The sequence below is a fragment of the Pseudomonas frederiksbergensis genome (genome assembly GCF_001952935.1).
GTDB classification, from domain to species: domain Bacteria; phylum Pseudomonadota; class Gammaproteobacteria; order Pseudomonadales; family Pseudomonadaceae; genus Aquipseudomonas; species Aquipseudomonas frederiksbergensis.
Genome location: NZ_CP018319.1, coordinates 4,690,767 through 4,717,347, shown reverse-complemented (window position 1 = coordinate 4,717,347; position 26,581 = coordinate 4,690,767). Strand labels below are relative to the sequence as shown.

General features: G+C 54.8%; 30 protein-coding genes, 4 pseudogenes and 1 riboswitch. Of the genes and pseudogenes, 17 read left to right on the top strand and 17 right to left on the bottom strand.

The genetic code is table 11. The features are described 5' to 3' along the window. Positions 1–28 precede the first annotated feature (28 nt). From cydP to PFAS1_RS22020, 8 genes and pseudogenes are all read left to right on the top strand, one after another. Entirely contained in the window at positions 29–205 is a 177-nt protein-coding gene (cydP, locus tag PFAS1_RS29770) for a cytochrome oxidase putative small subunit CydP (RefSeq protein ID WP_198044921.1), read from the top strand. After that, on the top strand, positions 202–1,773 hold the full coding sequence (locus PFAS1_RS22050) for a cytochrome ubiquinol oxidase subunit I (RefSeq protein WP_076030504.1): 1,572 nt from the start codon (positions 202–204) through the stop codon (positions 1,771–1,773). Before cydP ends, PFAS1_RS22050 begins: the two co-directional genes overlap by 4 nt. Beyond that, positions 1,766–2,902, top strand: coding sequence for a cytochrome d ubiquinol oxidase subunit II (cydB, locus tag PFAS1_RS22045; protein WP_076030503.1), 1,137 nt, complete (start codon positions 1,766–1,768; stop codon positions 2,900–2,902). Before PFAS1_RS22050 ends, cydB begins: the two co-directional genes overlap by 8 nt. A 22-nt stretch (positions 2,903–2,924) precedes the next feature. Then, the gene (cydX, locus tag PFAS1_RS22040) at positions 2,925–3,047 is read left to right on the top strand and encodes a cytochrome bd-I oxidase subunit CydX (RefSeq protein WP_076030502.1); all 123 of its coding nucleotides are present in this window, start codon (positions 2,925–2,927) and stop codon (positions 3,045–3,047) included. Next, a pseudogene (locus tag PFAS1_RS30240) lies at positions 3,044–3,330 on the top strand (cyd operon YbgE family protein). The gene cydX and the pseudogene PFAS1_RS30240 overlap by 4 nt, the downstream one beginning before the upstream one ends. Positions 3,331–3,341: 11 nt before the next feature. Further along, entirely contained in the window at positions 3,342–3,782 is a 441-nt protein-coding gene (locus PFAS1_RS22030) for a group II truncated hemoglobin (protein WP_076030501.1), read from the top strand. A 150-nt stretch (positions 3,783–3,932) separates the two neighbouring features. Then, positions 3,933–4,577, top strand: a complete 645-nt coding sequence (locus PFAS1_RS22025; protein WP_076030500.1) for a peroxiredoxin — start codon at positions 3,933–3,935, stop codon at positions 4,575–4,577. 130 nt (positions 4,578–4,707) lie between these two features. Beyond that, on the top strand, positions 4,708–5,088 hold the full coding sequence (locus PFAS1_RS22020) for a rhodanese-like domain-containing protein (RefSeq protein WP_076031572.1): 381 nt from the start codon (positions 4,708–4,710) through the stop codon (positions 5,086–5,088). Positions 5,089–5,127: 39 nt separating this feature from the next. Here PFAS1_RS22020 and PFAS1_RS29580 read toward each other — a convergent pair whose 3' ends face one another. Beyond that, complete coding sequence (locus PFAS1_RS29580; protein WP_156886743.1) at positions 5,128–5,592, bottom strand: hypothetical protein; 465 nt, start codon at positions 5,590–5,592, stop codon at positions 5,128–5,130. Between the two features lie 29 nt (positions 5,593–5,621). Here PFAS1_RS29580 and PFAS1_RS22015 point away from each other — a divergent pair, with 29 nt between their 5' ends. Beyond that, complete coding sequence (locus PFAS1_RS22015) at positions 5,622–5,942, top strand: hypothetical protein (RefSeq protein ID WP_076030499.1); 321 nt, start codon at positions 5,622–5,624, stop codon at positions 5,940–5,942. A 257-nt stretch (positions 5,943–6,199) separates the two neighbouring features. On the opposite strand, the gene PFAS1_RS22005 is transcribed toward PFAS1_RS22015, so the two are convergent. The 4 genes and pseudogenes from PFAS1_RS22005 to crcB form a co-directional block, all read right to left on the bottom strand. Then, positions 6,200–6,817 (bottom strand): class I SAM-dependent methyltransferase, encoded by a 618-nt coding sequence (locus PFAS1_RS22005; RefSeq protein ID WP_076031571.1) that lies wholly within the window; start codon positions 6,815–6,817, stop codon positions 6,200–6,202. 33 nt (positions 6,818–6,850) lie between these two features. Then, positions 6,851–6,967: pseudogene (locus PFAS1_RS30000) on the bottom strand (inorganic diphosphatase); the annotation flags it as partial. Between the two features lie 34 nt (positions 6,968–7,001). Beyond that, on the bottom strand, positions 7,002–7,325 hold the full coding sequence (locus PFAS1_RS22000; protein ID WP_076030498.1) for a DUF190 domain-containing protein: 324 nt from the start codon (positions 7,323–7,325) through the stop codon (positions 7,002–7,004). Between the two features lie 10 nt (positions 7,326–7,335). Further along, a complete protein-coding gene (gene crcB, locus PFAS1_RS21995) occupies positions 7,336–7,719 on the bottom strand; it encodes a fluoride efflux transporter CrcB (protein WP_076030497.1) in 384 nt (127 codons plus the stop codon). A gap of 142 nt (positions 7,720–7,861) precedes the next feature. Continuing rightward, positions 7,862–7,923: riboswitch (Fluoride riboswitch) on the bottom strand. Between the two features lie 273 nt (positions 7,924–8,196). On the opposite strand from crcB, the gene chrA reads away from it, so the two are divergent. Further along, positions 8,197–9,402: a chromate efflux transporter gene (gene chrA, locus PFAS1_RS21990; protein WP_156886742.1), complete on the top strand. Its 1,206-nt coding sequence runs from the start codon at positions 8,197–8,199 to the stop codon at positions 9,400–9,402. 31 nt (positions 9,403–9,433) lie between these two features. Here the strand turns inward: chrA and PFAS1_RS21985 are convergent, their stop codons facing one another. Then, positions 9,434–9,970 (bottom strand): aspartate carbamoyltransferase, encoded by a 537-nt coding sequence (locus PFAS1_RS21985; protein ID WP_076030495.1) that lies wholly within the window; start codon positions 9,968–9,970, stop codon positions 9,434–9,436. A 71-nt stretch (positions 9,971–10,041) separates the two neighbouring features. On the opposite strand from PFAS1_RS21985, the gene PFAS1_RS21980 reads away from it, so the two are divergent. From PFAS1_RS21980 to PFAS1_RS21960, 5 genes and pseudogenes are all read left to right on the top strand, one after another. Continuing rightward, positions 10,042–10,674: a Crp/Fnr family transcriptional regulator gene (locus PFAS1_RS21980; RefSeq protein ID WP_076030494.1), complete on the top strand. Its 633-nt coding sequence runs from the start codon at positions 10,042–10,044 to the stop codon at positions 10,672–10,674. A gap of 142 nt (positions 10,675–10,816) precedes the next feature. After that, positions 10,817–11,895: pseudogene (locus PFAS1_RS21975) on the top strand (ArsO family NAD(P)H-dependent flavin-containing monooxygenase). A gap of 155 nt (positions 11,896–12,050) precedes the next feature. Next, the gene (locus PFAS1_RS29575; protein ID WP_232252280.1) at positions 12,051–12,245 is read left to right on the top strand and encodes a cation transporting ATPase C-terminal domain-containing protein; all 195 of its coding nucleotides are present in this window, start codon (positions 12,051–12,053) and stop codon (positions 12,243–12,245) included. Between the two features lie 22 nt (positions 12,246–12,267). Further along, entirely contained in the window at positions 12,268–13,710 is a 1,443-nt protein-coding gene (locus PFAS1_RS21965) for a permease (RefSeq protein WP_076030492.1), read from the top strand. A gap of 22 nt (positions 13,711–13,732) precedes the next feature. Further along, complete coding sequence (locus PFAS1_RS21960) at positions 13,733–13,975, top strand: thioredoxin family protein (RefSeq protein WP_076030491.1); 243 nt, start codon at positions 13,733–13,735, stop codon at positions 13,973–13,975. Positions 13,976–14,491: 516 nt separating this feature from the next. Here PFAS1_RS21960 and arsJ read toward each other — a convergent pair. From arsJ to PFAS1_RS21900, 11 genes are all read right to left on the bottom strand, one after another. Continuing rightward, positions 14,492–15,712: an organoarsenical effux MFS transporter ArsJ gene (gene arsJ, locus PFAS1_RS21955; RefSeq protein ID WP_076030490.1), complete on the bottom strand. Its 1,221-nt coding sequence runs from the start codon at positions 15,710–15,712 to the stop codon at positions 14,492–14,494. Between the two features lie 9 nt (positions 15,713–15,721). After that, positions 15,722–16,726, bottom strand: a complete 1,005-nt coding sequence (locus PFAS1_RS21950; RefSeq protein ID WP_076030489.1) for an ArsJ-associated glyceraldehyde-3-phosphate dehydrogenase — start codon at positions 16,724–16,726, stop codon at positions 15,722–15,724. A 23-nt stretch (positions 16,727–16,749) separates the two neighbouring features. Next, positions 16,750–17,262 carry a cyclin-dependent kinase inhibitor 3 family protein gene (locus PFAS1_RS21945; RefSeq protein WP_076030488.1) on the bottom strand — a complete coding sequence of 171 codons (513 nt, stop codon included), beginning with the start codon at positions 17,260–17,262 and terminating at the stop codon, positions 16,750–16,752. Positions 17,263–17,274: 12 nt separating this feature from the next. Further along, entirely contained in the window at positions 17,275–17,991 is a 717-nt protein-coding gene (gene arsH, locus PFAS1_RS21940; protein WP_076030487.1) for an arsenical resistance protein ArsH, read from the bottom strand. Beyond that, complete coding sequence (arsB, locus tag PFAS1_RS21935; protein WP_076030486.1) at positions 17,984–19,057, bottom strand: ACR3 family arsenite efflux transporter; 1,074 nt, start codon at positions 19,055–19,057, stop codon at positions 17,984–17,986. Before arsB ends, arsH begins: the two co-directional genes overlap by 8 nt. Positions 19,058–19,074: 17 nt before the next feature. Next, the gene (locus PFAS1_RS21930; protein WP_076030485.1) at positions 19,075–19,545 is read right to left on the bottom strand and encodes an arsenate reductase ArsC; all 471 of its coding nucleotides are present in this window, start codon (positions 19,543–19,545) and stop codon (positions 19,075–19,077) included. A 27-nt stretch (positions 19,546–19,572) separates the two neighbouring features. After that, positions 19,573–19,944, bottom strand: coding sequence for a metalloregulator ArsR/SmtB family transcription factor (locus tag PFAS1_RS21925; RefSeq protein WP_010455862.1), 372 nt, complete (start codon positions 19,942–19,944; stop codon positions 19,573–19,575). A gap of 9 nt (positions 19,945–19,953) precedes the next feature. After that, positions 19,954–20,367, bottom strand: a complete 414-nt coding sequence (locus tag PFAS1_RS21920) for an arsenate reductase ArsC (protein WP_076030484.1) — start codon at positions 20,365–20,367, stop codon at positions 19,954–19,956. An 844-nt stretch (positions 20,368–21,211) separates the two neighbouring features. After that, positions 21,212–21,970 carry a slipin family protein gene (locus PFAS1_RS21910; RefSeq protein WP_076030482.1) on the bottom strand — a complete coding sequence of 253 codons (759 nt, stop codon included), beginning with the start codon at positions 21,968–21,970 and terminating at the stop codon, positions 21,212–21,214. A 3-nt stretch (positions 21,971–21,973) separates the two neighbouring features. Next, the gene (locus PFAS1_RS21905; RefSeq protein ID WP_076030481.1) at positions 21,974–23,359 is read right to left on the bottom strand and encodes an NfeD family protein; all 1,386 of its coding nucleotides are present in this window, start codon (positions 23,357–23,359) and stop codon (positions 21,974–21,976) included. 316 nt (positions 23,360–23,675) lie between these two features. Beyond that, positions 23,676–24,650, bottom strand: coding sequence for a TerC family protein (locus tag PFAS1_RS21900; RefSeq protein WP_076030480.1), 975 nt, complete (start codon positions 24,648–24,650; stop codon positions 23,676–23,678). Positions 24,651–25,002: 352 nt separating this feature from the next. Here PFAS1_RS21900 and PFAS1_RS21895 point away from each other — a divergent pair, with 352 nt between their 5' ends. Together PFAS1_RS21895 and PFAS1_RS21890 are read left to right on the top strand one after the other, a co-directional pair. Beyond that, positions 25,003–25,905, top strand: a complete 903-nt coding sequence (locus PFAS1_RS21895) for a universal stress protein (protein WP_076030479.1) — start codon at positions 25,003–25,005, stop codon at positions 25,903–25,905. A 153-nt stretch (positions 25,906–26,058) separates the two neighbouring features. Further along, positions 26,059–26,370: pseudogene (locus PFAS1_RS21890) on the top strand (DUF190 domain-containing protein). Positions 26,371–26,581 lie beyond the last annotated feature (211 nt).

The following is a 26,581-nucleotide window of genomic DNA, read 5'->3' as shown; positions in this document are numbered from 1 at the left end:
TGGCATGCCGTGTGCTAACTGCATAGTCATGACCATTTCCGACAAACGACTGCGACGCCATCTGCTCACAGCAGTACTGATCAAGCTACTGGTGCTGACAGTGCTGTGGTGGCTGTTCATCCGGGATTCGCACGTCAGCGTCGACTCGAACACCATCGGCGACAGGTTCGGTGTACCCACCTCGACTCAAGGGGCAAGCAAGTGATTTCAGAACAACTGGTGGATTTGTCTCGGCTGCAGTTTGCAGCCACTGCGCTTTACCACTTTCTTTTTGTACCGCTCACGGTTGGCATGGTGTGGCTGCTGGTCATCATGGAAAGCGTCTATGTGATGACCGGTAATGTCATCTGGAAAGACATGACGCGCTTCTGGGGCAAGCTGTTCGGCATCAATTTCGCCCTCGGGGTGACTACGGGTATCACCCTGGAATTTCAGTTCGGCACCAACTGGGCGTATTACTCGCACTACGTCGGCGACATCTTCGGTGCTCCGCTGGCCATTGAAGGCTTGATGGCGTTCTTTCTTGAATCGACCATGATCGGCCTGTTTTTCTTTGGTTGGGATCGTCTGAAGAAAGAGCACCATTTGCTGGTCACGCTACTGATGGCGATTGGTACAAACCTTTCAGCATTGTGGATTTTGATCGCCAATGGATGGATGCAGAATCCGGTGGGGTCAGAGTTCAGTTACATCACCATGCGCATGGAGATGGTTGATTTTTGGGCGGTCGTTTTCAACCCGGTTGCGCAGGCCAAGTTTGTGCACACCGTCTCCGCAGGTTACGTCACCGGCTCGATGTTTGTGCTGTCGATTTCCAGTTGGTATTTGCTCAAGAATCGTGATGTCGAGTTTGCCAAGCGCAGCTTCCGGGTGGCGGCCGCCTTCGGTCTGGCATCAGTGCTAAGCGTGATCGTGCTGGGTGATGAGTCGGGTTACACGGTGGGTGAAGCGCAGCAAACCAAGCTGGCAGCCATGGAGGCGATGTGGGAAACAAAGCCTGCGCCAGCGGGCCTGACATTGGTGGCCAGCATCAACGAAGCCGAGTCCAAAAATAACTGGGAAGTTGAAGTGCCCTGGGTGATGGGCTTGATTGGCACCCGGTCAGTCAGCATGCAAATTCCAGGCATACATGACATTAAAGAAAAAAACCGCGCTCGAATTCTCCGCGGCGTAACCGCCGTCAATGCGCTTGAGGCCCTCAGGGCCAATCGCAGCGATTCGGTGGCTTTCCAGACATTCGAAGAATACAAAGCCGATCTGGGCTTTGGCCTGCTGCTTAAAAAGTATGTCGAAGACGTTAACCAGGCTACGCCGGCCATTATCGAAAAGGCCGTAAACGATACCGTACCGCGCGTGACACCTATGTTCTGGGCGTTCCGGATCATGGTCGGCCTTGGCTTTGCCATGCTTATGCTCTTCGGGCTTGCCTTCTGGAGCACCTTGAAGTCGACCTGCACGCGAAGCCGCTGGTTACTGCGTTGGGCACTTTGCATGCTGCCTGCACCATGGATTGCCTGCGAGCTGGGCTGGTTCGTCGCTGAATACGGCCGTCAGCCATGGACCATCTACGGCGTCCTGCCGACCCACATGAGTGTTTCCACCCTCAGCGTCAACAACCTCTATGGCTCGCTGGCGGGATTCATCGTTTTCTACACCGTGCTGCTGGTGGTTGAAATGTTCCTGATGGTCAAGTTTGCCCGTCAAGGTCCTGGCAGCCTCGGTACAGGCCGTTATGTTCACGACGCCCATTTGAAGGAACTCCACCATGCTTGATTACTTCACCCTGAAAATTATCTGGTGGGCGCTGGTCGGCGTGCTGCTGATCGGCTTCGCCATCATGGACGGTCACGATATGGGGGTTGGCACGCTGCTGCCCTTTGTTGGCCGCAATGACCTGGAACGGCGCGTTGTTATCAACACCGTTGGTCCGCACTGGGATGGGAATCAGGTTTGGTTCATCACTGCGGGCGGCGCATTATTCGCGGCGTGGCCTGTGGTATATGCCACCGCATTCAGCGGATTCTATTGGGCGATGATTCTGGTCCTATGGGCGCTGTTCTTCCGCCCGGTAGGTTTTGACTATCGCAGCAAGATTCACAACTCCACTTGGCGCAGCACTTGGGATTGGGGACTTTTTGTGGGTGGGGCCGTGCCGCCCCTGGTGTTCGGGATCGCGTTCGGCAACCTGTTGCAAGGTGTACCGTTCCACTTCAACGATCTTCTGGTGTCGACTTATACCGGCAGTTTCTGGCAACTGCTGAATCCCTTTGCGCTTCTGACCGGCGTTGTCAGTAGTGCAATGATCACCCTGCAGGGCGGCGCTTATCTGGCACATCGCACTGAAGGTGTTATCCAGGCGAGGGCAATCAAAGGCGCTGTTGGCGCGGCGATTGTGCTGGTGTGCTCATTCATCGTTGCCGGTATCTGGTTGCAATCCATAGACGGTTATCGCATCACGTCAGTCGTTGATACCGCCGGACTGCCCGATATTCTCAACAAGTCTGTGGTGCGCGAAGCGGGCGCCTGGATGGCCAACTATGGTCATTATCCTTTGTTGTGGCTGTTGCCCGTACTGGGATTGGTTAGCGCAGCAGGTGCCGCCATGTTGCTGATGATGTGTCGCACACTTTCGGCGTTTGTTGCCTCATCGCTTGCGGTAATCGCAGTCATCAGCACGGCGGGTGTATCGATGTTTCCATTCATCATGCCGTCATCAACAGTGCCTGCGGCAAGTCTTACCGTGTGGGACAGCATCTCCAGTCATTTAAGCCTGGCCATTATGTTCTGGGCCACGTTGATCTTCATGCCACTGATCGTGATTTACACCTCGTGGGCGTATCGCGTTATGCGGGGCAAGGTCACCGTCGCACACATCAAAGCCAACGAACATTCAGCCTACTAGTGCCAGCAAAGGAGTAAAGACTATGTGGTATTTCGCCTGGATGCTGGGAGTCGGTTTTGCATTGCTACTGGCTATATTGAATGCGATGTGGGGCGAGAACGAAGGCGGCCGAGCCTTAAGCGACAATGACGAGACGCGGACATGATGCCGCGTGTCGCTAACGCCCCACCATCCTCACAAATTAATTTGCTGAGTTTGCTTATCGCTGTAGCGATCATGCTCGCATGTACGCTCTATCCCCCATGATGGCAGCCCCCGATGGGAAAGCTGACCATGTGCTGGCTACTGCATTGTTTGCGGCCATGAGTGTGGCCTTCGTGAGAGGTGTGGGTTTTGTCCCGCGGATGCTCGTCTGGCGTTGGCTTTTCTCAGGCTGGACCTGCTTTGCGGCACTTGCACTTGCTGGCTGGGTAAAGTTTCTACATTGAGGACCGACGACATGACTGAACTCTTGAGTGTCCGATATAAGGACAGCACCAGTACTTATCTCCAGTTAGGGGGTGAATCAGGCATCCGTAAACTCGTCAACCGCTTTTACGAGTTGATGGATACGCTATCTGAAGCGCGAGTGGTGCGCCTGATGCATCCATCGAGTCTCGCCGACAGCGCTGACAGTCTATTTAAGTTCCTCAGCGGCTGGTTTGGCGGCCCGCCATTGTTCCAACTGGAGCGCGGCCACCCGCGTCTGCGCATGCGACATGCGCCCTTTGCAGTCAGTATTGTTGAACGCAACGAATGGATGCTGTGCATGCGTCAGGCAATTGATGAGCAGGTGAATGACATAGCGCTAAATAGCAAGCTGCAACGTATGTTTTCCGAAATGGCCGATCATATGATTAATACTGATGGGCAAAGTGCAGGTATTGCGACACCCGTCTGAACGTCGCGTCTATTTTCAGCATCCGCACAATCGCAATATTTTTAATTGGTTTTTACCTGCTCCTTATGAGAGCAGTTTAAGTGATGTTCTTCAGTCTGAACTTTCTGATAGTCATCATTATTGCAATACTAAGCCCAAGAGGTTTTCGCAATGGATATTGTCCAACAGTCGAGTTTTCCGCGTCTCAATGAGCCAGCACCCGCCTTCAACGTCAGAACTACTCATGGTGATCGGACATTGGATCACTATAAGGGCAAGTGGCTTATCTTGTTCTCCCATCCAGCCGATTTTACGCCGGTCTGTACTACAGAGTTCATTGGTTTTGCCAACGCAGCCCCGCGATTTGCCAAGATGGATTGCGAATTGCTTGGCCTTTCGATCGACAGCCTATTCTCGCATCTGGCTTGGGTGCGCAATATTAAAGAAAAATTTGGCGTCAGCATCCCGTTTCCGATTATCGAAGATATCAAGATGGATGTCGCTAGAGCGTACGGCATGATCCATCCTGGAGCAGCCGACACCCAAGCAGTGCGTGCAACTTTCTTCATCGATCCAAAAGGCATTTTGCGTGCGATGGTCTACTACCCAATGAGCAATGGCCGCAGCATTGAAGAGTTCGTACGGCTGTTAACGGCCATGCAAACATCGGATGCGAATGGTATTGCTACGCCCGAAAACTGGTGCCCTGGCTTACCGGTCATCGTACCGCCACCGAAGACTGCCGAGGCCGCCGAAAATCGTGCCGCCGAAGGTTACGATACGATTGATTGGTACTACTCGACCAAGTCGCTGTAACTTCTTCGGAGCTTTCTTGTAATAGACGGAATAATCGTCTGGTGCGTATCTATGTCCAGATGGTTTTCCAATGCTGTCTCACCAAGCAGAAGTAATCACCTCACTTAATTGGATTTTTAAAAGTATCATGATGAAAACTGCCCATGACCTAGTAACTGAGGCAAAAGCACTGATCGAAGAAGTCACCATCAAAGACGCAGACCAGGCTATCCAGGATGCAGATGTGCTTATCGATGTGCGTGAAGCGGATGAGTATGCTGCTGGACATATTTCAGGTGCGATACACGCGTCGCGCGGCATGCTGGAGTTTGAACTTACTAACGACAGCATCCTCAGTTCTCGAGAACTTAAAGTTATGCTCTACTGCAAGACAAGTGGCCGTGCCGCACTTACGGCCGCGTCAATGAACAATATGGGCTACCTGCATGTTAAGTCGATCACCGGCGGATTTGATGCCTGGATTAGTGCAGAAAAGCCAATTGCAGTCCCGCACCTGCCAACCTTCGATTAACATCTTATGTTCAAGTAGATTCAGTGCTAATGGTGCTATTCAAGGCAAGAGAAAGTCGCGCGTTAATCCTGACAAAAAATCGAATCGCCAGTGGTTCGGCTCTATGCAGAAAATTGCTGTTTTTTCGCAGCGCTGCGAAAAATAGCCCACCACGTTGACTGGATAGCAGGAGGTGCTCAATCGAATAGATGAAGAATGGTCTAGATAAGTAGTGCATCTCTCGAATATAGAGCCAGGCTTTATCTGCGTTTTAATAAGTACAGAGGCTGAATTTGTACCAGCGCATCTAAGTGATGCCTGTGTGTTGGCGCCGACGCCGAAGTCGAAAATCATAGGAGGGCCGCATAACCGCAGCCCTATACCTGCAATTTTTCCATTCCGACGATTAGCACACTGTTTTTTCTCGCTATAGGAGAATTCGCCGGAGATCGTTGTCGTATCACCTGCAGGCACACCGTTACGATCAAGACGCTGATACGGTGGGCGACGGGAAAGCTTGGCCACGTAGTGTCTTTTATTGCAGAGGTGGTGAGATGAGCGTGAGACCCATGCTTGGTATGTGGGTGGTGGCTGCAATGGGCTCAGTCATGTTGACGCCAGCGTCAGCGGACCACTGGCGAGGCGGACGCGAGGGTGGCGAGTGGAAGGACGAGTACAGAGACGGGCCATGCAAGGTAAAGATCGAATCCAAAGACGATGAATACAAGGAAGAGATCAAATGCCCGAATGGCCGTGGCGCCAGTTGGCGGCGCGGTGAGTGGAAAGACGAATTCTGGGAGCGCGGTTGCAAGGTCAAGATCGAAGCCAAGCGAGATGAGTACAAGAAAGAGGTCAAGTGCGATGGCGATGATTGATCGGTTGCTCAGGCGGCGCGTGAACGGCGTAGTCAGCACTACTTTCTCCTATTCATTGATCGTGCGCCCTGCTCGCGAACCTACAATCGAGTTCTGTGGTGGAGAACCCATTGCGTACCGGTTCCAGATCACCCCCGAGGAGCGTGCATTGGCGGACTTGTTTGGCGTTGACTTCTTGGCCTTTCAAGCAAAGGTTCGCCGTTGGCTATGAGACCGTCTTCCTCATCATAAAAACGATCATCTAAAACGAATGGTCATCAGGCTAGCTTGCGGCAAAAGCAGTAAACGAACTTCTGTTCATTGCCACCAGGTGTATGGTGCGACTCCTTTTCATGTCCAAGCAGTACAAACGGCTCACCAAACTCCGCGTGAAGCTCCTTTGCGTCGTAACGCATAACCGGTAACCCGCTGCATTTGCTGGGCCCGTCCTCCGCGAAGGTTGCCACTATAACCAGACCTCCAGGCTTGACTGCCCTTAGTACCGCCCGGACGTAAGCGCAGCGCTCTTGTTCGCTGGTTAGAAAATGGAATACTGCCCTGTCGTGCCACAGGTCGTAGGTGTTCAAACCTAACTCGGCGTCGAGGATATTAGCGTCTAACCACTGCACATCAGCTGCGCGAGCGCCGAGCCTGGCCTTTGCCGTAGCCAGCGCGGCACCAGAAAGATCGAGAACCGTCACATTTTCATAGCCGCTAGCTAAAAGATCATCAACCAGCGTTGATGCGCCACCGCCAACATCAATGATCGACGCCGTAAGCGGTAGGCCCGCCTCTTGAATCAACTTCAGCGAGAGCGCGGCATGCTCTTGAAACCAACTCACCTCATCGGCGGCTTTGGTTGTGTAGACATTTTCCCAGTGATCCTTGGATTGCACGGTCATCTCTCCGAGTTGTCTTTACAAACCGCGCCGGGCTGAGCGCCTATCCACCTTGCTCGTGGTCGGAGAGTGGTTTGCAGGGATCTTGATAACGGTGAAAAAGTCATCGGGGATCGAGTTACCAGCTGACATACCCGCATAGCTCAATTTCGCACCTCCAAGGGTATAGGAACGTTTCAGGCTAGCTGGTCTTTTTTCCGACAGTGCCCATCTCGATTGGAGTTTTTATGTAAAACACAGAAATATCCTCAACCTCCAACCTGTTGAACAACCTTTCAGATTCATCCTCGGTAATAGCCATGCGAATCTCCGTAGGCTGATCCGCCAGCTCAAAAAAGTGCGAGGAGTGCAGCCGACCAGTGTGCCCAAAACCCTCAATGCCCGTAGACAAGGTCGCGCCACGCAGCCCCATCTCTTTAGCCACATCAACAATCCAGTCGCCAAGCATCTTTCCCTGATAACGACGGTTCTGTTGGGTAAAGAAAATCACCAGAAAACCTTTCATTTTCATTTCCTCAGCGCGTGCCGATCATTTGATAGGACAGAAGCCCGGCGGCGGTCATCGCCAACGAGCCCACGACGTGCAATGAAACCGAGCCGAGTGCCCACAGCAATCTGCCCTCCTGAATCAGGGCAACTGTCTCGGCGGAAAACGTGGAAAAGGTGGTCAGTCCGCCACAGAAACCCGTGATGATCAGCAGGCGCCATTCAGGGCTTAGGGAGGGGGATGTGGCCAAAAACGCGATGGCTAGGCCAATGATGTAGCCACCGACCATGTTCGCGACCACAGTGCCTGGCGGAATCGTGGGAAACAGGGCGTTTAACTTCATGCCCAAAAGCCAACGCAACCAAGCACCCACTGATGCGCCTACAGCAATGACTAGAAGTGATTTCAGCATGGTTGCATGTCTCCTCTGGGCTGATGTAGCCGAGGAGGTGCGGATAACCGCGCACTAAGAGAGGGAGCTGATATGAGGTTTTGAGTCACGATCCTGTCCTAAATTGGAGGACAGGGAGACACACCTACGCACCCTGTCCAGGGTTCACGTAGGCATCATCAGCACAAAGGCGGTTAAAGGAGGAATGCCATCTCCTGTTTTCATCCTATAGCAGCAACTGTAAGACTTTCAAGGTACAACGAGTTCGTATGAACTGGCTTAATGAGTTTTGACACCTCTATCGAGCGCTATGATGGCGCCCAGATTCGAGGTGTATCTCTACCGAGCCCTAGTCTACGCGGCGCAAATCGCGAGAGAAAACCACAACATGAAGGTTCACGACTTTTTACCACCCTCGGCTTTCGTAGACGCAGATCCGTTTGCAGTCTTCTTTTCCTCATCGTCATAAATGTCTAATTAAATGCGGAACGCATGTGCATGAACATAAACAGCAAGGGTGACCGTCGACCGTTTTTTATATTCCTCATCTTTTTGCGCCTGGGACTGACCTCATTTGGCGGCCCCATCGCACACTTGGGGTATTTCCGCGATGAGTTCGTCACGCGCCGGCAATGGCTCACTGAGCGTAGCTATGCTGACTTGGTCGCACTTTGCCAGTTCTTGCCAGGCCCCGCGAGTAGTCAGGTTGGTATGGCGCTGGGACTCTCTCGTTCGGGCTACTCTGGGGCGCTGGCCGCCTGGGCGGGTTTCACGTTGCCCTCGGCCATCCTCCTCATCCTGTTTGCGTTAGGTATTTCCAACTACAGCGATATCATCACGCCTGGCGTACTGCACGGCCTGAAAGTCGTTGCCGTTGCGGTGGTCGCTCAAGCCGTATGGGGAATGGCACGGAATCTATGCCCAGATGCGTTGCGTATCACGATCATGGCGATTACGACGTGTGTGGTGCTGTTGGTTCCGTCTGCATGGGGGCAGATCGGCTCAATTGTTGTAGCTGCTTTTGCCGGCTTGCTTTTATTCAAACCAGCTCGCGCCGCCGAACATGATCCACTGCCCATAAAGGTCGGTTACCGAGCAGGTTTGTTCTGGTTATCACTGTTCTTCGCTTTGCTGGTCGGCTTACCGATAATGAGCCAGATGCTACTCAATCAGACGCTCTCCATGGTAGATGCATTTTATCGCGCCGGGTCTCTGGTATTTGGTGGAGGTCATGTGGTGTTGCCATTGTTGCAGGCAGAAGTAGTGCCTTCAGGCTGGGTCAGCAATGAAACCTTTCTTGCCGGGTATGGTGCAACACAGGCTGTTCCTGGGCCGCTTTTGACGTTCTCTGCATTTCTTGGTGCTTCGATGAGCGTCGAGCCCTCTGGCTGGGTCGGCGGGTTGATTTGTTTGCTAGCCATTTTTCTGCCGTCGTTTCTATTGATCGTTGGTACGCTACCGTTTTGGGAGCAACTGCGGCGCAGCGTACATATCCAAGCGGCGTTGCTTGGGATCAATGCGGCGGTGGTTGGTTTGCTTCTGGCGGCGCTTTATCAGCCTGTATGGACGAGCACGATCCTTAAGCCACAGGACTTCGGTTTGGCGTTGGTGTGCCTAGTCGCTCTGATGTTTTGGAAGCAACCGCCATGGTTGGTGGTGATCGGTGGTGGTGCAGCCGGATGGTTGCTGAGTGTCATGCTTTGACAGTCTTTTAAATTCCGTAGGGCTTTCTCGTCTACTTGGAATGCCCTTCCATAGCATCCTTACCATGGTCGGAAAGTTGGGCGTCAAACCACTGGTGCAAGGCCGTCACCAAGCTGGCATCCGACGTTTTGTAGATCAACTCTGCGCCGCCCTCAACATCCTGGTAAACGATGGAGATTTGTCCTGGTCTAGCGGTTTTCAGATCGGCTAGACCAGGCATGTCGTCGCCATGGATGCGGGAAGGGCCTGAGAAGTCGCCATTCAGAAACTGCTTGCGGATCTCTAGCAGGTGTTCGCGAACTAACTTCACTTGGTCGGCGTCGGTGGACTTCTTGGCCACAACTCGCTGCATCCCGCCTTCGGCGTTTTTCGTAAAGATGTGGGTCGTTGCTGCAAGGCTAAATGGCATTACCTTTTCGCCGCGTTGGGATACTTCTGCTTCGCGCTGCGCGTCGGCCATCGTCGTCATATGAGCGGCATGGTTCATTTTAGAGTGATCCATAGTTTGGGCAAAAGCGCTTCCGGCGAAAGCAACGATGACGCCCAAAGTAATAGCGATTTTGCGCATGATTTTTCTCCGAATTGACGTTACATCGATCCTATGATGTGACGATCTTCCATGGGTATGATCCTAATCATATGAAGAACGTAATTGACGCATTGGACTGGCCGGCTTTGATCGCCGCCCAACCATCAGCGGCTCTCATCCCAGAGACACTGCGTGTGTCGGCCAAGCGGGTGGTTACCGATACTCGCGAGACGCTCTTTCTGATTGGAGACCCGATTCGTCATGTTTATCTTGTGATCTCTGGCGAAGCGCGCCTGGTTCGGCTAGGCCGCAATGGCCTCGAAGTGGTCTTGCAACGCTCATGCGGAGGCTTCATTGCGGAGGCCAGTCTCGACAGCCGCGCTTACCACTGTGACGGTATAGCCACCGAGTCCACCACTTTGCTGCTGTTTCCGCTCGTAGCGTTTCGCGCGGCCTTGGAAGATGTGCCTGCATTTCGCAAAGCCTGGCAGTCAGAACTAACCAAGGAAATCCAAAAGCTACGCGCTCAATGCGAAAGGCTGTGCCTGCATAGCGCGACTGACCGTATCACCCATTACATTGAAACCGAGGGTTCCGACGGCGTCGTGACGCTCAGTCAGTCGCGCAAGTCTTGGGCAAAAGATCTGGGCTTGACTCACGAGGCTCTATACAGGGCGTTGAGACGCATGCAGAACGAAGGTCGTCTTAAAGTCGAAGGCAATCATTTGACTATCAAACCTTGACCTGCGGTGACCAATTGAGGACATGGAGAGCGAGGCAATAGACGGTGACAGCCATCCCCTCTTAATCTGAGCTAGATCAGTTGGAGTCATAATTGAATCGCTACAATGATGACCCTCTTGCATCGATCCAGGGTTCATTCCGATGACTCATTCGCTCAGTGACCAGCTAGACGTAGTCATTATCGGTGGGGGCCAGTCAGCCTTGGCGGTCGCATATTTCCTACGCCGAACTCAACTTTCATTCGTTATCCTCGATGCGGAGGAAGAACCCGGTGGTGCCTGGCGACACGGCTGGAATTCGCTACGTCTATTCTCCCCGGCCACTTGGAGTTCGATCCCTGGCTGGATGATGCCCCCCCGCAAGAGGGTTACCCAACACGAAATCATGTGGTCGACTACCTCAACCAATATGAGCAGCGCTACCAATTTCCGGTTAAGCGCCCAGTTCGGGTCGCTACTGTGGAACGTACAGAATCTGGCTTACGAGTAAGTTCTGACGACAAGTATTGGGATGCCAAGGTTGTAATCAGCGCTACCGGCACCTGGAGTAATCCGTACATCCCTCACTACCCTAATGCCGAGCTATTCGCTGGTCGGCAACTGCACTCCGCGCATTATGTCGAAGCACAAGCGTTTGCTGGCAAGAAGGTTTTGGTGGTAGGTGGCGGTAATTCAGGAGCACAGATTTTAGCAGAAGTATCCAAGGTCGCTGAGACCACTTGGGTAACCCCTACCGAGCCGGTGTTTTTGCCTGATGAAGTGGATGGACGGGTACTATTCGAGCGTGCCACTCAGCGCTTGAAAGCTCAGCAGGAGGGCCGCGTCATCGACCAGCCCGTCGGCGGATTGGGGGACATTGTCATGGTGCCGCCAGTTGTCGAAGCCCGTGAGCGCGACGTCCTCAAGTCTGCACGCCCTTTTGAACGTTTCACTCGCAACGGCGTGATTTGGGTCGACGGTTCCGAATCTGCGGTGGACGTGGTGATTTGGTGCACCGGATTCAGACCAGCCCTACAGCATCTGGATACGCTGGGGGTGATCAACTCCGAAGGCCGTGTTGAGGTCAACGGCACTCACTCGATCCAAGAGCCAAGACTATGGCTGGTGGGCTATGGCGAGTGGACAGGTTCGGCTTCCGCCACGCTGATCGGTGTAACACGCACAGCACGCAGCACAGTCAATGAGATCGCAACCTTTCTTGGCGATCCGTCCGTGGACTAATGCACCTACATCATACGAGTAGTGGACATGAGCGAAATGATCGTGCGCGGGCCTGAGCGCAATCCCCGCCTCTTAGCAGTAGCCGCACTGGTTTGGTGTGTATGAGGCCCTGATTGCCATTTCGGCGGCGATGGTCGCAGCGATTCCGGTTGATCGTGATAGCCACCTTGGAGGCGCCCCTGAATCGGGCTTTCATCACCACACCCTTGACTCCAGCTCAGTGGGTGATCTGCTTTGCAATGGGCAGCGCCGTGCTGTGGTCCAGCGAATTACGTAAAGTTTTTCTGCGTGCAACTGATCGAAGTCAAACCCGGTCAACGCCCAGCGGATACCATAAAAGCTGGCCTTAACGCTAAGGATTGAGGGCTCTCCATGGACCTCGTACTCAAGCTATTCAATGGCGGAGCCGGCAGTCTAGCTTCCTACTTGGCGGCCCACGTCCTTCTTTGCCTGTTGCCGGCGTTTTTTATTGCCGGGGCCATGACAGCACTTATTCCGAAAGCCAGTATCACTCACTGGCTAGGTCGACATGCACCTGTCTACGTTTCCTACCCGGCGGCGGCACTTGCTGGATCGCTGATAGCCGTCTGTTCATGCACGATTGTTCCTTTGTTCGCGGGCGTTTACCGCAAAGGAGCAGGTATCGGCCCGGCGATCACCTTTCTGTTTTTTGCTCCCGCAGGAAACATCATGGCCCTGGCCTATACCGGCAGCATTCTGGGAGCGGAGTTTGCAATCGCCCGTCTGATCCTCTGCCTGATCTTCGGCATCGGTATTGGCTTGCTGATGGCTACCCTATTCTGGAAAGACGACCTGACCCACGACGCACAGGCGGATGCCCTGTTCGCAGAGAAGGCCCACGTTTCCCGGCCTGCACTGGGCGTACTGCTATCTTTGGTGGCATTGCTGATTGCGGGCACCTTGAAACTGTGGCCCCTGACCGCAGATTTGATCAGTTTCAAAGTCCCGCTTTTCTGGCCCCAGGCGTGGCAGGACACCTTGTTTGACTGGGTTCCATACGACGCCAGTAAAGGAGAAGAAGGCGTGAGCTTCCAAGGGTCTGTTCTCATCGCCCTACTCCTGATGATTGCCGCCACGGCCAAGCGTGGTCTGGATAACATCACTGAAGGTGCCAACAACTGGACATGGGTTGCGCTGGGTCTGACCGCTAGTACCTTGCTGATCGCGTCAATGCGACTGACGCCAGAACCTGGCACATTAACCTTTACCTTCACGGGTCGTGTGTTCGGTGTCGCATTGACCCTATTGTCTGTTTGGTACTTTGCCCGAAAACTGCCAGCCGAAGACTGGCAAGGCTGGCTGTGGGAAGCCTGGCGCTTCGTCAAGCAGATATTTGTCGTGCTGGTGGTGGGAGTATTCATTGTCGGCATGGTTCGCCAGGTTATTCAACCCGAGTGGATTGAAAGCCTTGCAGGCAGCAACACAGTGCTCGCCAATGCCATAGCGGTAGGGTTCGGCGTGTTCATGTACTTCCCAACCTTGGTAGAAGTGCCCGTCGCCCGCATGTTCCTTGATCTCGGTATGCATCCTGGTCCGCTCCTGGCCTACCTGATGGCGGATCCTGAACTTAGCTTGCAGAGCATGCTCATGGTGGCGGCGGTGATTGGTCGCAAGAAGACCGCAGCCTACGTTGGGTTTGTCGCTTCGTTCAGCATCGTGGCAGGCCTTCTCTATGGTGCCTGGGTCGATGGCACCAACTGGCTGATCCTTGGTGCAGGAATGGCCGCTTCGCTCGCCATAACTGGCGCAATTTACCAACTGATCCGTTATCAACGTAAACAAACAGCAAGCTGACTTACACACCAAGGAGCTTCCAATGCTGAACATCAAAATCCTGGGTTCAGGGTGCGCCAACTGCAAGAAGCTGGAGGCCGTAGCCCGTCAAGCCACGCAGAATCTAAATATCGAAGCCGAATTCGAAAAGATCACCGATATGGGCAAGATGATGACTTATGACATCCTCGCCACGCCGGCTCTGGTGATCAACGAGAAGGTTGTAAGCAGCGGGAAGATTCCGACTGTTGCGGATATCCAGGCCTGGATTTCGACTACGCAATGATATTGTCAAAGCCGAAACAGCTGAACGATCTCAACACTTCCACTATGTAGTGTTGACTGGCCCGGCATCTGCCGCGCTGATCAGGGTCACACGAACAGCACGGAGCGCAGTCTCTGGGATCGTGGCCTTCCTCGCCGATCAGTCCGCCTGAGGCAGACGGCAGTCAACCTTTGTGTATACCGCTGACTGTTGAGGGGAGCCTTGCCTGACATCTTCCGCAGAAGCGTAAAGCTGAACACTGGCCATACAGTCGTTTATGCGCTGAAGGAGGATGTCCTTCAGCAGTCCTTGGCTGTTGGCTGGACAGTCGCTGCCCTCTTTCACCACCAAGGATGCTCGCTTATCTTCGCGGCTAATCAGGCTGCCAAACTCTGCCGGCAATCACCCCGAAAGACAGTGTAGGCAGGTCGCTATACTTGCTCATGACGCGCCTTCGATTTTTGCTGGTTCAGGCATTGCCAGCCCTTCCCACACTCGAGTGGCGCGATGACGCTCACCGCATCCTGCCTGATGGGTTCATATCGCCTCGGCATGCCTTGGCAGCCCGATAGAAATCAGTGCTGCGAGCAGAACGAATGCGCTCGATATCCACAAGCACGCTTCCAGCCCATACACCTGATAAACCCACCCGGACAGCACCGTGCCTATCAGGCGTCCCATGGCGTTGGACATGTAATAAAAACCCACATCCAGTGACACGCCATCTTCCTTGGCGTAGGACACGATCAGGTAGCTGTGCAGCGACGAATTCACCGCGAACAACGCGCCAAAGACCATTAATCCACCCAACAGCACCGCCTGTTGCGACAGCCCGGTGTTCAGCCCGAGAGCGATTGCCGCAGGCTGCCCCGCCAGTGCAATGGCCCACAGAAACGCCGCCCGACCATCCGGTACGTGGCCGCGTTTCTTGCCAGTGATGTTGGGCGCAAACGACTGCACGATGCCGTAGCCGATCACCCACGCCGCAAGGAAGCCACCCACCTTCCAGAAGTCCCAGCCGAACACGCTGCTCAGGTACACCGGCAAGGCCACCACAAACCAGACATCGCGGGCGCCGAACAGGAACATCCGCGCCGCTGAGAGGATATTGATCGCCCGGCTCTTGGACAGGATGTCGCGAAACTTGGGCTTGGCTTTGGCTTTGCCCAGGTCCTTTTTCAACAGGATCACGCTGCTGATCCAGATCAGCGCCAGGACACCCGCCATGGCCAGTAAGGCGCCTTTGAAGCCGATGAGTGCCAGCAAGGCTCCGCCAAGAAAGAAGCCGACTCCCTTGAGTGCATTCTTCGAGCCAGTGAGGATCGCCACCCACTGGTAGAGCTTTCCCTGTTGCCCATCCGGAACCAGAAGCTTGATGGAGCTTTTGGCGCTCATCTTGTTCAGGTCTTTGGCAATCCCCGACAGCGCCTGAGCACCCATCACCCATGGGATGGTTAGCCAGGCGACAGGAACCGTCAGCATCAGAAGCGCCGCGACCTGGATGCCCAGCCCGATGTTCATGGTTCGGTTCAGCCCCAGCCGAGCGCCGAGGTAGCCACCCACAAGATTGGTGATCACGCCAAAAAGTTCGTAGAACAGGAACAACGCCGCGATTTGAAGAGGGCTGTAGCCCAGCGCGTGAAAATGCAGCACCACCAACATACGCAAGGCGCCGTCGGTGAGGGTGAAGGCCCAATAGTTGCCCGTGACGAGCAAGTACTGCCGCACTTCCGGAGCGAGGGCTGACAACGCTTTCATGACCGCTCCTTAGATTGCCAGACCAACCATTTTGGCCAGTTCGACAGTGCGGTTGGCATAGCCCCATTCGTTGTCGTACCAGGCATAGATCTTCACTTGAGTGCCATTGATCACCATCGTCGACAGTGCATCGATGATCGATGAGCGCGGGTCGGTGCGGTAGTCGATGGACACCAACGGACGCTCCTCAAAACCGAGGATGTCTTTCAGCTCGTTCTCGGAGGCGCTCTTGAGGAGTTGATTCACCTCCTCGACAGTGGTGGCACGCTCGACTTCAAAGACGCAGTCAGTCAACGAAGCGTTGGCCAGCGGCACGCGTACGGCGTGACCATTCAGGCGCCCACGCAGCTCTGGGAAGATTTCGGCAATGGCTGTGGCCGAGCCGGTGCTGGTCGGAATCAAACTCATCCCGGATGCACGTGCACGCCGCAAATCCTTGTGTGGCTGATCGAGAATGCTTTGGGTGTTGGTCAGGTCGTGGATGGTGGTGATCGAGCCATGACGAATGCCCAGTTTTTCGTGGATGACTTTCACCACGGGCGCTAGACAGTTAGTGGTGCACGAAGCGGCGGTAACGATGCGATGTTCAGCCGGTTTGAACAGCTGATGGTTGACGCCCATGACGACGTTCAACGCGCCCTTCTCTTTCACTGGCGCACTGACCACAACCCGCTTCACACCTTGGTCGAGGTAAGCCTGAAGCACCGCGACCGTCTTCATCTTGCCGCTGGCTTCAATCACCAGATCGCAACCCGACCAATCAGTGTCGGCAATCGCCTTGTTGGCCGTCACCTTGATTCGTTTGCCGTCGATGACGATGCTGTCGCCCTCGGAGTCGGCCTGGTAATTCCAACGGCCATGCACCGAGTCGAAGTTCAGCAGGTGCGCATGGGTCGCCGCGTCACCCGCTGGATCGTTGATCTGCACGAATTCGAATTCTGGCCAGCCCCAAGCTGCTCGCAGCGCGAGGCGACCGATCCGACCGAAACCATTGATGCCAACTTTGATAGTCATGTTGTTGTGCTCTGTATCTGTTGTCAGTGGGAGTTCGACTGGGTGTCGAACTGGCCGATGTATTCAATGTGGGCAGGATGCTGAATGGCGCGTGGACGCAACGACTGAACATCGCGGATGGCATCGCTGAATGGCATACCGCTCTCGATCAATAATTGAGCGGCGACCAAGCCCGTACGACCCGAGCCGCCCTTGCAATGGATAGCAATAGTTTTCCCTTCGGTCAGCAGCTGCTGGAGTCGCGGATGATGCTGTTCCCATGCGGCTTTGAATGCTTCGCCAGGCGCTTGATCGTCTTCTACGGGCAGGTGAAACCACTCGATGCCGAGCATTTGGCACTCTTCGGGCAGCAGGTCGATCTCGTTTTGAAGCAACTCCTCGGTCGGCATCAGCGTCAGCAACGCCGATGCGCCCGCATCCTTAAGTGTTTGCAACGCCTCGAAAGGCCTGGTGCCCTTCGTGCCTGGGCACGGGGTGAAGATCAATTGGCCATTGAACTGAGCCAGCGGCAGTACGGAATAAGGGTGTTGTTGCACGGTGAAAAATCCTCAAATGGAGCGCTGATTGACACGTTTCATGAGTTCTTCCGCCGACTCCTTGCGCTCGGAGTAACGATCGACCAGATAGTCCTGGCGGTCACGAAGCAGCAGTGTGAATTTCACCAACTCTTCCATCACATCAACGACGCGGTCGTAGAACGGAGAAGGCTTCATCCGACCGTTGTCGTCGAATTCCATATAGGCCTTCGGCACAGATGATTGGTTGGGGATGGTGAACATGCGCATCCAACGTCCCAGCACGCGCAGCTGATTGACCACGTTGAACGACTGCGAGCCACCGCACACCTGCATGACGGCGAGGGTTTTGCCCTGGGTCGGGCGTACCGCGCCCATGGCCAGTGGCACCCAGTCGATCTGAGCCTTGAACACTGCGCTCATGGAACCGTGACGTTCTGGAGAGCACCAGACTTGCCCCTCGGACCACAGCATCAACTCGCGCAGTTCCTTCACACAGGGATGATCGTCGGGTGCGTCATCTGGCAGCGGCAAACCTGACGGATTGAAAATCCGCGCCTCGGCGCCGAAGTGTTCCAGCAGTCGAGCGGCCTCCTCAACCATCAGGCGACTGAAGGAGCGCTCACGGGTCGATCCGTACAGCAGCAAAATGCGTGGCTTATGGATAGAGGTCTTCTCGATGCCCAGCTTGTCAGTCGATGGGAGATCGACCAGTTCGGTATCGAGTTGGGGGATGTGGTCATCAAACATAGTCTTTGTCCTGCGCAATGGCGCTCTTGGATTCATCGAACCAGCGGCGTTTCAGCCAAAGGGCCACACCGACCAGGGAAATCAGAACCGGTACTTCCACCAGCGGACCAATCACCGTGGCGAAAGCGACCGGGGAAGCCAGGCCGAAGGTGGCAATGGCCACGGCAATCGCCAGTTCGAAGTTGTTGCTCGCGGCTGTGAAAGCCAGTGCGGTGGTGCGCGGATAGTCAGCCTTGAGCAATTTGCCCATCCAGAAGCTGATGAAAAACATCACCACGAAGTAGATCGTCAGAGGGATCGCGATACGCAATACATCCAGCGGCAATTGCAGCACCACATCACCCTTGAGGCTGAACATGGCCACGATGGTCAACAACAGTGCCACCAGTGTCAGCGGGCTGATCTTTGGAATGAAGCGCTCCTGAAACCAAGCTTCACCTTTACGGGCAATGAGGATCTTGCGGGTCAGGAAGCCTGCCAGGAACGGCACACCCAGGTAGATCAGGACCGACTCGGCAATGCTGACAAAGCTGGTCTCAATCACACTGCCTTCCAGCCCGAACAGCGGCGGCAACAGCCCCAGAAAGATCCAGGCATACACGCTGAAAAACAGGATCTGGAAGATGCTGTTGAACGCCACCAATCCGGCGACGTACTGATTGTTGCCACCTGCGATCTGATTCCAGACCAGCACCATCGCGATGCAACGAGCCAAGCCGATCAAGATCAGGCCCGTCATGTATTCCGGCTGGTCCCGCAAGAAGATGATCGCCAGTGCGAACATCAACACCGGGCCGATGACCCAATTCTGGACCAAAGACAAAACGAGAATGCGCTTGTCCTTGAAGACTTCAGGCAGTTCCTCATAACGAACCTTGGCCAGAGGCGGATACATCATCACGATCAAGCCAATCGCGATGGGTATGTTGGTTGTGCCCACGGAAAGACTGTTCAGCCACTGCGGCCAGCCTTCGAACAGGCTTCCCAAGCCGATACCCAACGCCATGGCGAGGAAAATCCACAGCGTCAGGTATCGGTCCAGGAAGGAAAGGCGGCTGTTACTCATGATCATTGCTCCTGTGGTTACAGCGTGCCAATCAGGGCCAGCTCAGCCTTGAGCTGTTCGGCACTCAGTTGGGAAAGCGGTATTGCCAGGAAGGCTTCAATACGGGTTTTGATCTGCTCCAAAGTGGCTTCAAAAGCTGCCTCGATCTCTTCTTCAGTTCCTTGGTATTCCGAAGGGTCAGCCAGGCCCCAGTGCGCCTTGGTGGCCGGCCCGAAAAATACCGGACAGGCCTCACCGGCAGCCTTGTCGCACACCGTGATGACGAAATCAGGTGCCAAGCTCACATGGACATCGCTGGACTTACTGAACAGCCCGAGCGTCGACATACCAGCGTTTTCCAACGACTTGAGACTCAGCGGATGCACTTCACCTTTGGGCTGACTGCCCGCGCTGTAAGCTTTCATGCCTTGCGGTGCCAAGTGATTGAAGACCGCTTCACAAAGGATGCTGCGGCAGCTATTGGCCGTGCAGAGGAACAGGATTTTCATCGAGCGATCTCGTAGTCGAAGGCGGAATCAGGCGATTTTGCTTTCACAGCACACGGCTGCCCGTTCAGGACGGTCACCCATTTCATCAAGGCGTTTGGCATCAGGGCTCAACCAGTGCTTGTTGCTTTCCAGCACGGTAGTCAGTACTTGATGAACCCAATCCGGGAGATTCGGGTGCAGTCGGTAATACACCCATTGGCCTTGCCGACGGTCCGACAGCAGGCCGCAAGTACGCAGTTGCGCCAAGTGCCTGGAGATTTTTGGCTGACTCTCGTTCAACGCGCAGGTCAGTTCGCAAACACAAAGCTCTCCTTCACGGGTGATGAGCATCATCGTGCGGACCCGAGTGTCGTCAGCCAGGCATTTGAAAACAGTGGTCGGTGTCAGATGGTCAGCCATATCGTTTTCTCAGTGTTTGTTTTTGACCAAGACGAACATCTTGATGCGCTCATGAATTTCGTGAAGGGTGTGACGGAAGGCATCGGGTTTGGTGCTGGTGACCGGGTCCTCAAAACTCCAGGCCAATGCCTCGCCCGCTCCAGGTAAAGACAGGCATTCCGCTGCGGCTTTATCACACAAGGTGATGACGTAATCGAAACGCTCACCACGGAACTCGTCAATCGACTTGCTACGTAATCCTTCGGCGCTCACACCGATGTGTGAAAGCGCCTCGAAGGTGCGTGGATCGACCTGAGTCGGAGTTGTGCCGGCGCTGAACGCCTCGAAATGCTCCGAATCGGTATGCCTCAGCAACGCTTGGGCCAACTGGGAGCGTGCAGCGTTGGCAGTACAGACGAACAGGACACGGGCTTTGCTGGTCATGGTGAAACCTCAATTCATATACGGCTTATAGAATATATGTTTTTCCGTATACAAGATAAAGCTCCCACTTCGGAATAATTCGGCAGGGTCCTAATTCCTGCCGAAAAGTATCCTTTAAAAACCCTGAATTTCAAGCTGAATAGGGATTCAGTTGGCAGGACGTTTTCAGAAATATTTAGGAGAATATATATACGTTTTTTGTAATATTCATGTCATTCACACAAAGATAGCTTCACTCCTGTTCCACCCACCAGGAGGCATACGAATGAAAAAACTGACGATTCCTGCCGCTTTACTGACTAGGTTATTTGCGAGCTTCGCGAGTCAGTACGAAAAACCTGCGCTTGCTACCAAATGGACGACGGTCGACTTGGGAGGCTTTTTTGAAAGATCAGAGCAACGGAGTGATTCCAAAGCACACGGGATCCGGCCAAGCGATTCAAGGAAATTGGTACGGCCCAGACGGGATGGCAGAGTCAAGTCAGACGACGAGACGGCGCTCAAGTCCCCCTTGGTAATTGCACAGACTTGCGCACTCGCCTGCATTCGACCTGACCAGCAACTTGCATCGGACTTGACTGCACACTTCCTGATAATCACCAGCAGAGAACGCCCATGACGGTCGTTCACAAAGACTGCTTTCAACTGTGGATTCAACCGGTCGGTGCACAACACGCTAATTACGTTGTGTCCCAGCGATAGCTCATTTCGAGCAACCACCTGACGCTTAGGCTTTCAAAAAGAACCGCACTCAGGCTTCGGGGCGATCTGCCGAGAGCGTGACATCATGATAAACGACACGACGATCGAGCTGCCGCATCGACTGATGCTACACCGGTGTCGGTCATTTTTTTTGCGACAAATCGGCCATTCCTTTCAAAAACTCAATTGGCAACGGAAATACAATGCTCGAGCTTTTGTCCCCGGCGATCGCTCCCAGTGTTTGCATATAGCGCAGCTGCATGGCACCAGGCTGGCGCCCAAGCATCTCGGCGGCCTGCATAAGTTTCTCCGAAGCCTGCAATTCACCTTCGGCGTGTATCACCTTGGCCCGCCGTTCACGCTCAGCCTCGGCTTGCTTGGCGATGGCGCGGATCATCGACTCATTGAGGTCGACGTGTTTTATCTCGACGTTCGCCACCTTGATTCCCCAGGCATCAGTCTGGGCATCGAGCACTTGCTGGATGTCGGTGTTGAGCCGCTCGCGCCCGGAGAGTAGCTCGTCAAGTTCGTGCTTGCCGAGCACGGCCCGCAGGGTGGTCTGCGCCAACTGGCTGGTGCCCATAAGGAAGTCTTCGATCTGAATGATCGCCTTTTGCGGGTCGAGAACCCGGAAGTAGAGCACTGCATTAACCTTGACCGAGACGTTGTCGCGGGTGATCACATCCTGTGTTGGCACATCGAGCACCACGGTGCGCAAATCCACGCGAACCATCTGTTGCACCATCGGAATCAACAGAATCAATCCCGGCCCCTTGACCCGCCAGAAGCGCCCGAGTTGGAAAACCACCCCGCGCTCGTATTCGCGCAGAATCCGGACGGCCGAGAACACCAACACAAGGAGCAGGGCTAGCAGCGCGCCAAAACCCAATTCGACGAACATGGATCAACCTCCTCGCGGTGGCGTTTCATCCGGCGCAATGACTTCTAGCATCACGCCTGTGCGCGCCACCACCCGGACCTGTTCGCCCAGGTGCAGGGGCGAGCGGCTCTGAACTTGCCATTTTTCGCCCTGCAGTTGCACCCAGCCGCTCATCGGTAGGCCCGGAAGCAGCCCCGTCACCGTGACCAGACTGCCGACTAGGCCCGCATCACCGCTGACCAGGGCGCGGCGTCGGGCCTTGAGCGCCATGCCGACCAGAGTCATCAGCAACAGGGCGCTGATCAGTGCCAGCCCGATGATCAGCGTCAACGGAATGCCAAAACCCGGCACATCGGTGTCCATCAAAATCACTGCGCCGACTACAAAAGCAACCACCCCACCGAAGCCGATTACACCGAAACTCGGTAGAAACGCCTCGGCGATCATGAAGGCGATCCCTAGCAGAATCAGTCCGACCCCGGCGTAATTCACGGGCAACAGTTGCAGGGCATACAGCCCCAGCAACAGGCAGATACCACCGAGCACTCCACCGACGCCTGACCCTGGGTTCATGAATTCGAATATCAATCCATAGACCCCGAACATGATCAGCAGCAATGCCACGCTGGGGTTGGTGATCACCGCCAGCAGTTGTGTGCGCCAGTCAGGCGCATGATCGCTGAGCGCAGCCCCGGCGGTACTCAGCTTCAACGTCTGACCGGCGACATTCAGGCTCTTGCCGTCCAGTTGCTTGAGCAGGTCTGCCACGTCATTGGCTACATAATCGACCACCTTGAGTTTGAGCGCTTCGTCGGCCGACAGGCTGAGCGATTCACGTACCGCTTGTTCGGCCCAGTCGGCGTTACGTCCGCGCAGTTGCGCTAGGCCGCGGATGTAAGCCGCCGCATCGTTGATCTGTTTGCGAGTCAGGGTATCCAGCGGCTCGGGCGGTGAGTTTTTGTCGGTGGTAGGTGCGGCTGGTGGGCGCGGTGGATCTGGCGCGGTCCCGGGCAGGCCGCCGATCTGCACCGGCGTAGCGGCGCCTAGATTGGTGCCCGGGGTCATGGCGGCAATGTGGCTGGCATATAGGATATAGGTGCCGGCGCTGGCCGCACGTGCGCCACTGGGGGCGACGAAACTGGCCACCGGCAGAGGGCTGGCCAGAATCGCCTTGATGATCAAGCGCATCGAAGTGTCCAGCCCGCCCGGTGTGTCGAGCTTGATGACCACCAACTGTGCGCCCTCGGTCTCCGCACGCGTCAGGCCGCGCACGACGTAGTCGGCATTGGCCGGGCCAATGGCATCGTTGACCGTCAGGACCACGATGCTGCCCGCAGCCGTCACTGACCCCATCGGCAACCCGACCAGTATCATCAGTAGAAATAGGCGGCACCACCAGCGACTGTTCATGGGACCCTCCTGATTGCGGGTTCGGCAGCCTGCAACCTTCACTTAAAGCGTAGTTGAGTCAGTCATGGGCGATGCAGGCGCGGCGGCGATACAGCTACTCCTGACGATGTTGAGTCGAGCATCGACCGATAGGATATTAGCTAGATGTCGGATCTATATATGTTGGTGCGGTTTTGACCCAAGCTGCTGACTTCAGCTGACCCTTAGGCGGTCTGTGAAAACACGCATAAGACCATCGATTACCGAGTATTCAGGTAGGTCAACGATTTCCGGTAGCCTGGGTCAAAACCGCATCAGCGCCAACATCTCTGATTCATCATTGTTCTCCCGTAACCCGTGTTTTGCTCTTCGTCAAAGCCAGGCTCAACAGCACCGAAATCAATATGATGCCGCCGACTGTGGTCAACGACCATTGGATCGGCACGTGCCACCACGGCGCGACCAGCATCTTGCCGCCGATGAACACCAGGACGATGGCCAGGCCATATTTGAGCAAGTGGAAGCGGTCGGCCATGTCGGCAAGCAGAAAATACAGTGCGCGCAAGCCCATGATGGCGAAGATGTTGGAGGTGAACACGATGAAGGGGTCGGTGGTGACGGCGAAGATAGCCGGGATGCTATCCACCGCGAAGACCAGGTCGCTGGCCTCAATCAGTACCAGCACCAGGAACATCGGCGTCGCCCAGCGCAGGCCGTTCTGGCGCACGAAGAAGCGCTCGCCATGAAAGCCATCGGTGATGCGAAGATGGCTACGCAGCCAGCGCAGCAAAGGGTTCTTTTCGAGGTCTGGCTGCTGGTTGGCGAAGATCAGCATCTTGATGCCGGTGATGACGAGGAAAGCACCAAAGACATAGAGTAGCCAGGCAAACTCCTGCACCAGCCAGACACCGGCGAAAATCATACCGGCACGCATGACGATGGCGCCAAGCACGCCATAGAGCAGGACGCGGCGCTGCAACTCTGGCGGCACGGCGAAGTAGCCGAAGATCATGACGAAAACGAACATGTTGTCGATCGACAGCGACTGCTCGATCAGGTAGCCCGTCAGGAATTCGAGCGTTGTACGCTGGGCCACTTCGGCGCCGAACATGCTGCGCAAATACCACCAGAGCAGGACGGCGAAGACCAACGCCAAACTGGCCCAGGCGATGACCCAGGCCAGCGCTTCGCGCACTGAAACACGATGCGCCTTGCGTCCGCCGAAGACGAACAGATCAAGCGCCAGCATGGCAAGGACGAACACGATGAAGGCGGCCCACATCCAGGATTGGCCGACGCTGATGGCGGTCATTTACTGTCTCCGCATGAAGCAGCAATAGGCTGGAGGAGTCATGCTAGCGAGCCTGTTACCACAACAAAAATCGTTTATTCGTTGCGAATAGTTCGTTTTTTACGAAGTATTGATTCAGGGTGCGAGGCCCAGGCGAGGAGCATGGCGCGCGCCAACAATCCCGCCTCTTACTCGATCTCGATGAACGATCTGCTACACCCTTCGAAAGGTCTGGAATCTGAGAAGCCGGTAATGCTGGCGTATATTGATAGTGTCGATCCAGGTAGTTGAGGCGATAAAAGATCGCCAATGGTGGGACACGCGAAAGTGCTGGGGGCGCTAGCGAATAACCCAGAACGTTTGGAGGTGTCACATGAGGCAGTATCAACGACTCTTTCTGATCGCAGGTCCGACCATGCGTCACTCGCCGGCGATGGAGCGGGCAATCGCACTGGCCGATGCCACAGGCGCAGCGCTGCATATCGCGGTGTTCATCGAAGACTTCGACCTTATGCGGTTAATGAGCAACAGTGAACAACTTCGTGAGAGTTGCCGGCAGGAGAACCTGCAGTGGTTGACGGATGAGGCCGAACTCATGCGCAGGAAGGGCATCAATGTGACCACCGAAGTTGCATTGACCCGTGACCCGCTGCAAGCAATCCTTGGGCATGTGGCTGAAATGCAGCCGGACCTGATCATCAAGGACGTACATCATGAATCAGCGCTCAAACGCGTATTCGTCACGCCTTTGGATTGGCAGTTGTTACGTGAATGTCCGACCCCCATACATCTGGTCAGCGAAGTCAGGTGTCCGCTGCCTCGGGTGATAGTGGCGGCGGTTGATCCATCGCATCCACAGGGTCAGATCAGCGGAATCAACGACAGCGTCATTCAGGCGGCGAACGAACTGGCGACGCAATGTGATGCTGAATTGCACATGCTGTATGCCTATGAACTGACACACACACATTTCTCTGATGCTGGTGCTGGCGCCGTGACGATGCCAGGCTTCAGCAACGACGTGCGCCGGTCACTCGAAAAGTGCTTTATTGCCTTGGCTGGACGCCACGGCGTGCCACCTGAGCGACAACACTTCATTGCAGGACCCCCAACCAAAGCAATGGCCGACTTTGCCACTCATACTCGAGCCGATGTCTTCGTAATGGGAAATACCCATCACAAAGGGGTGGACAAGCTGGTTGGCAGTACCACGGAGCATGTTCTGTATCAGGTGCCTTGCAGCGTTTTGGCCATCAAGGGAGAAGCGGATGACTGAAGAAAAAAACCGCCACTATCGCAGCCGGCTGTTGGTGCTGATGTGGTTTTGACTCAAGCTGCTGACTTCAGCTGACCCTTAGGCGGTCTGTGAAGACACGCATAAGACCATCGATTTACCGAGTATTCAGGTAGGTCAACGATTTCCGGTAGCCTGGATCAAAACCGCATTAACGCCAACAACCGTCGTTATCAGGGAAAAATCCTTGGCGACTGGATCGTTGATTTGGCCAAAGATATGGGGCTCCGTGGCGCGACCCTATCTACAGGTATCGAGGGTTTTGGGCACACCGGTCACTAGCACTCCTCCCATTTCTTTGAACTGACGGATCTACGGAAATTCGCATTGCCATCACCGAGGACGAGTCCGGGAACATTGCTCAAGCGATTGGAGGCCGAGGAAATTTCCGTGTTTTTTATTAAGACCCCAATCGAAATGGGCGTCGTCGGCAAAAAGGCCAACTGATCTATATTCCCTCTTAAATCTGAAGCGATGAACATGAGCGTAGATGCCCTGCTGGTGGCGCGATCGATAATGAGTGTGTCATCGGTATAGATGACTCTTAAACACCACACACCGCTTACCCTTAGCGCAATCGTCCTAAGCATTAATATTGTAAGAGGGTGTTGCCGGAGGTAATACCCTCTTACCTACAAGCTTCTAACTACATTCAGTC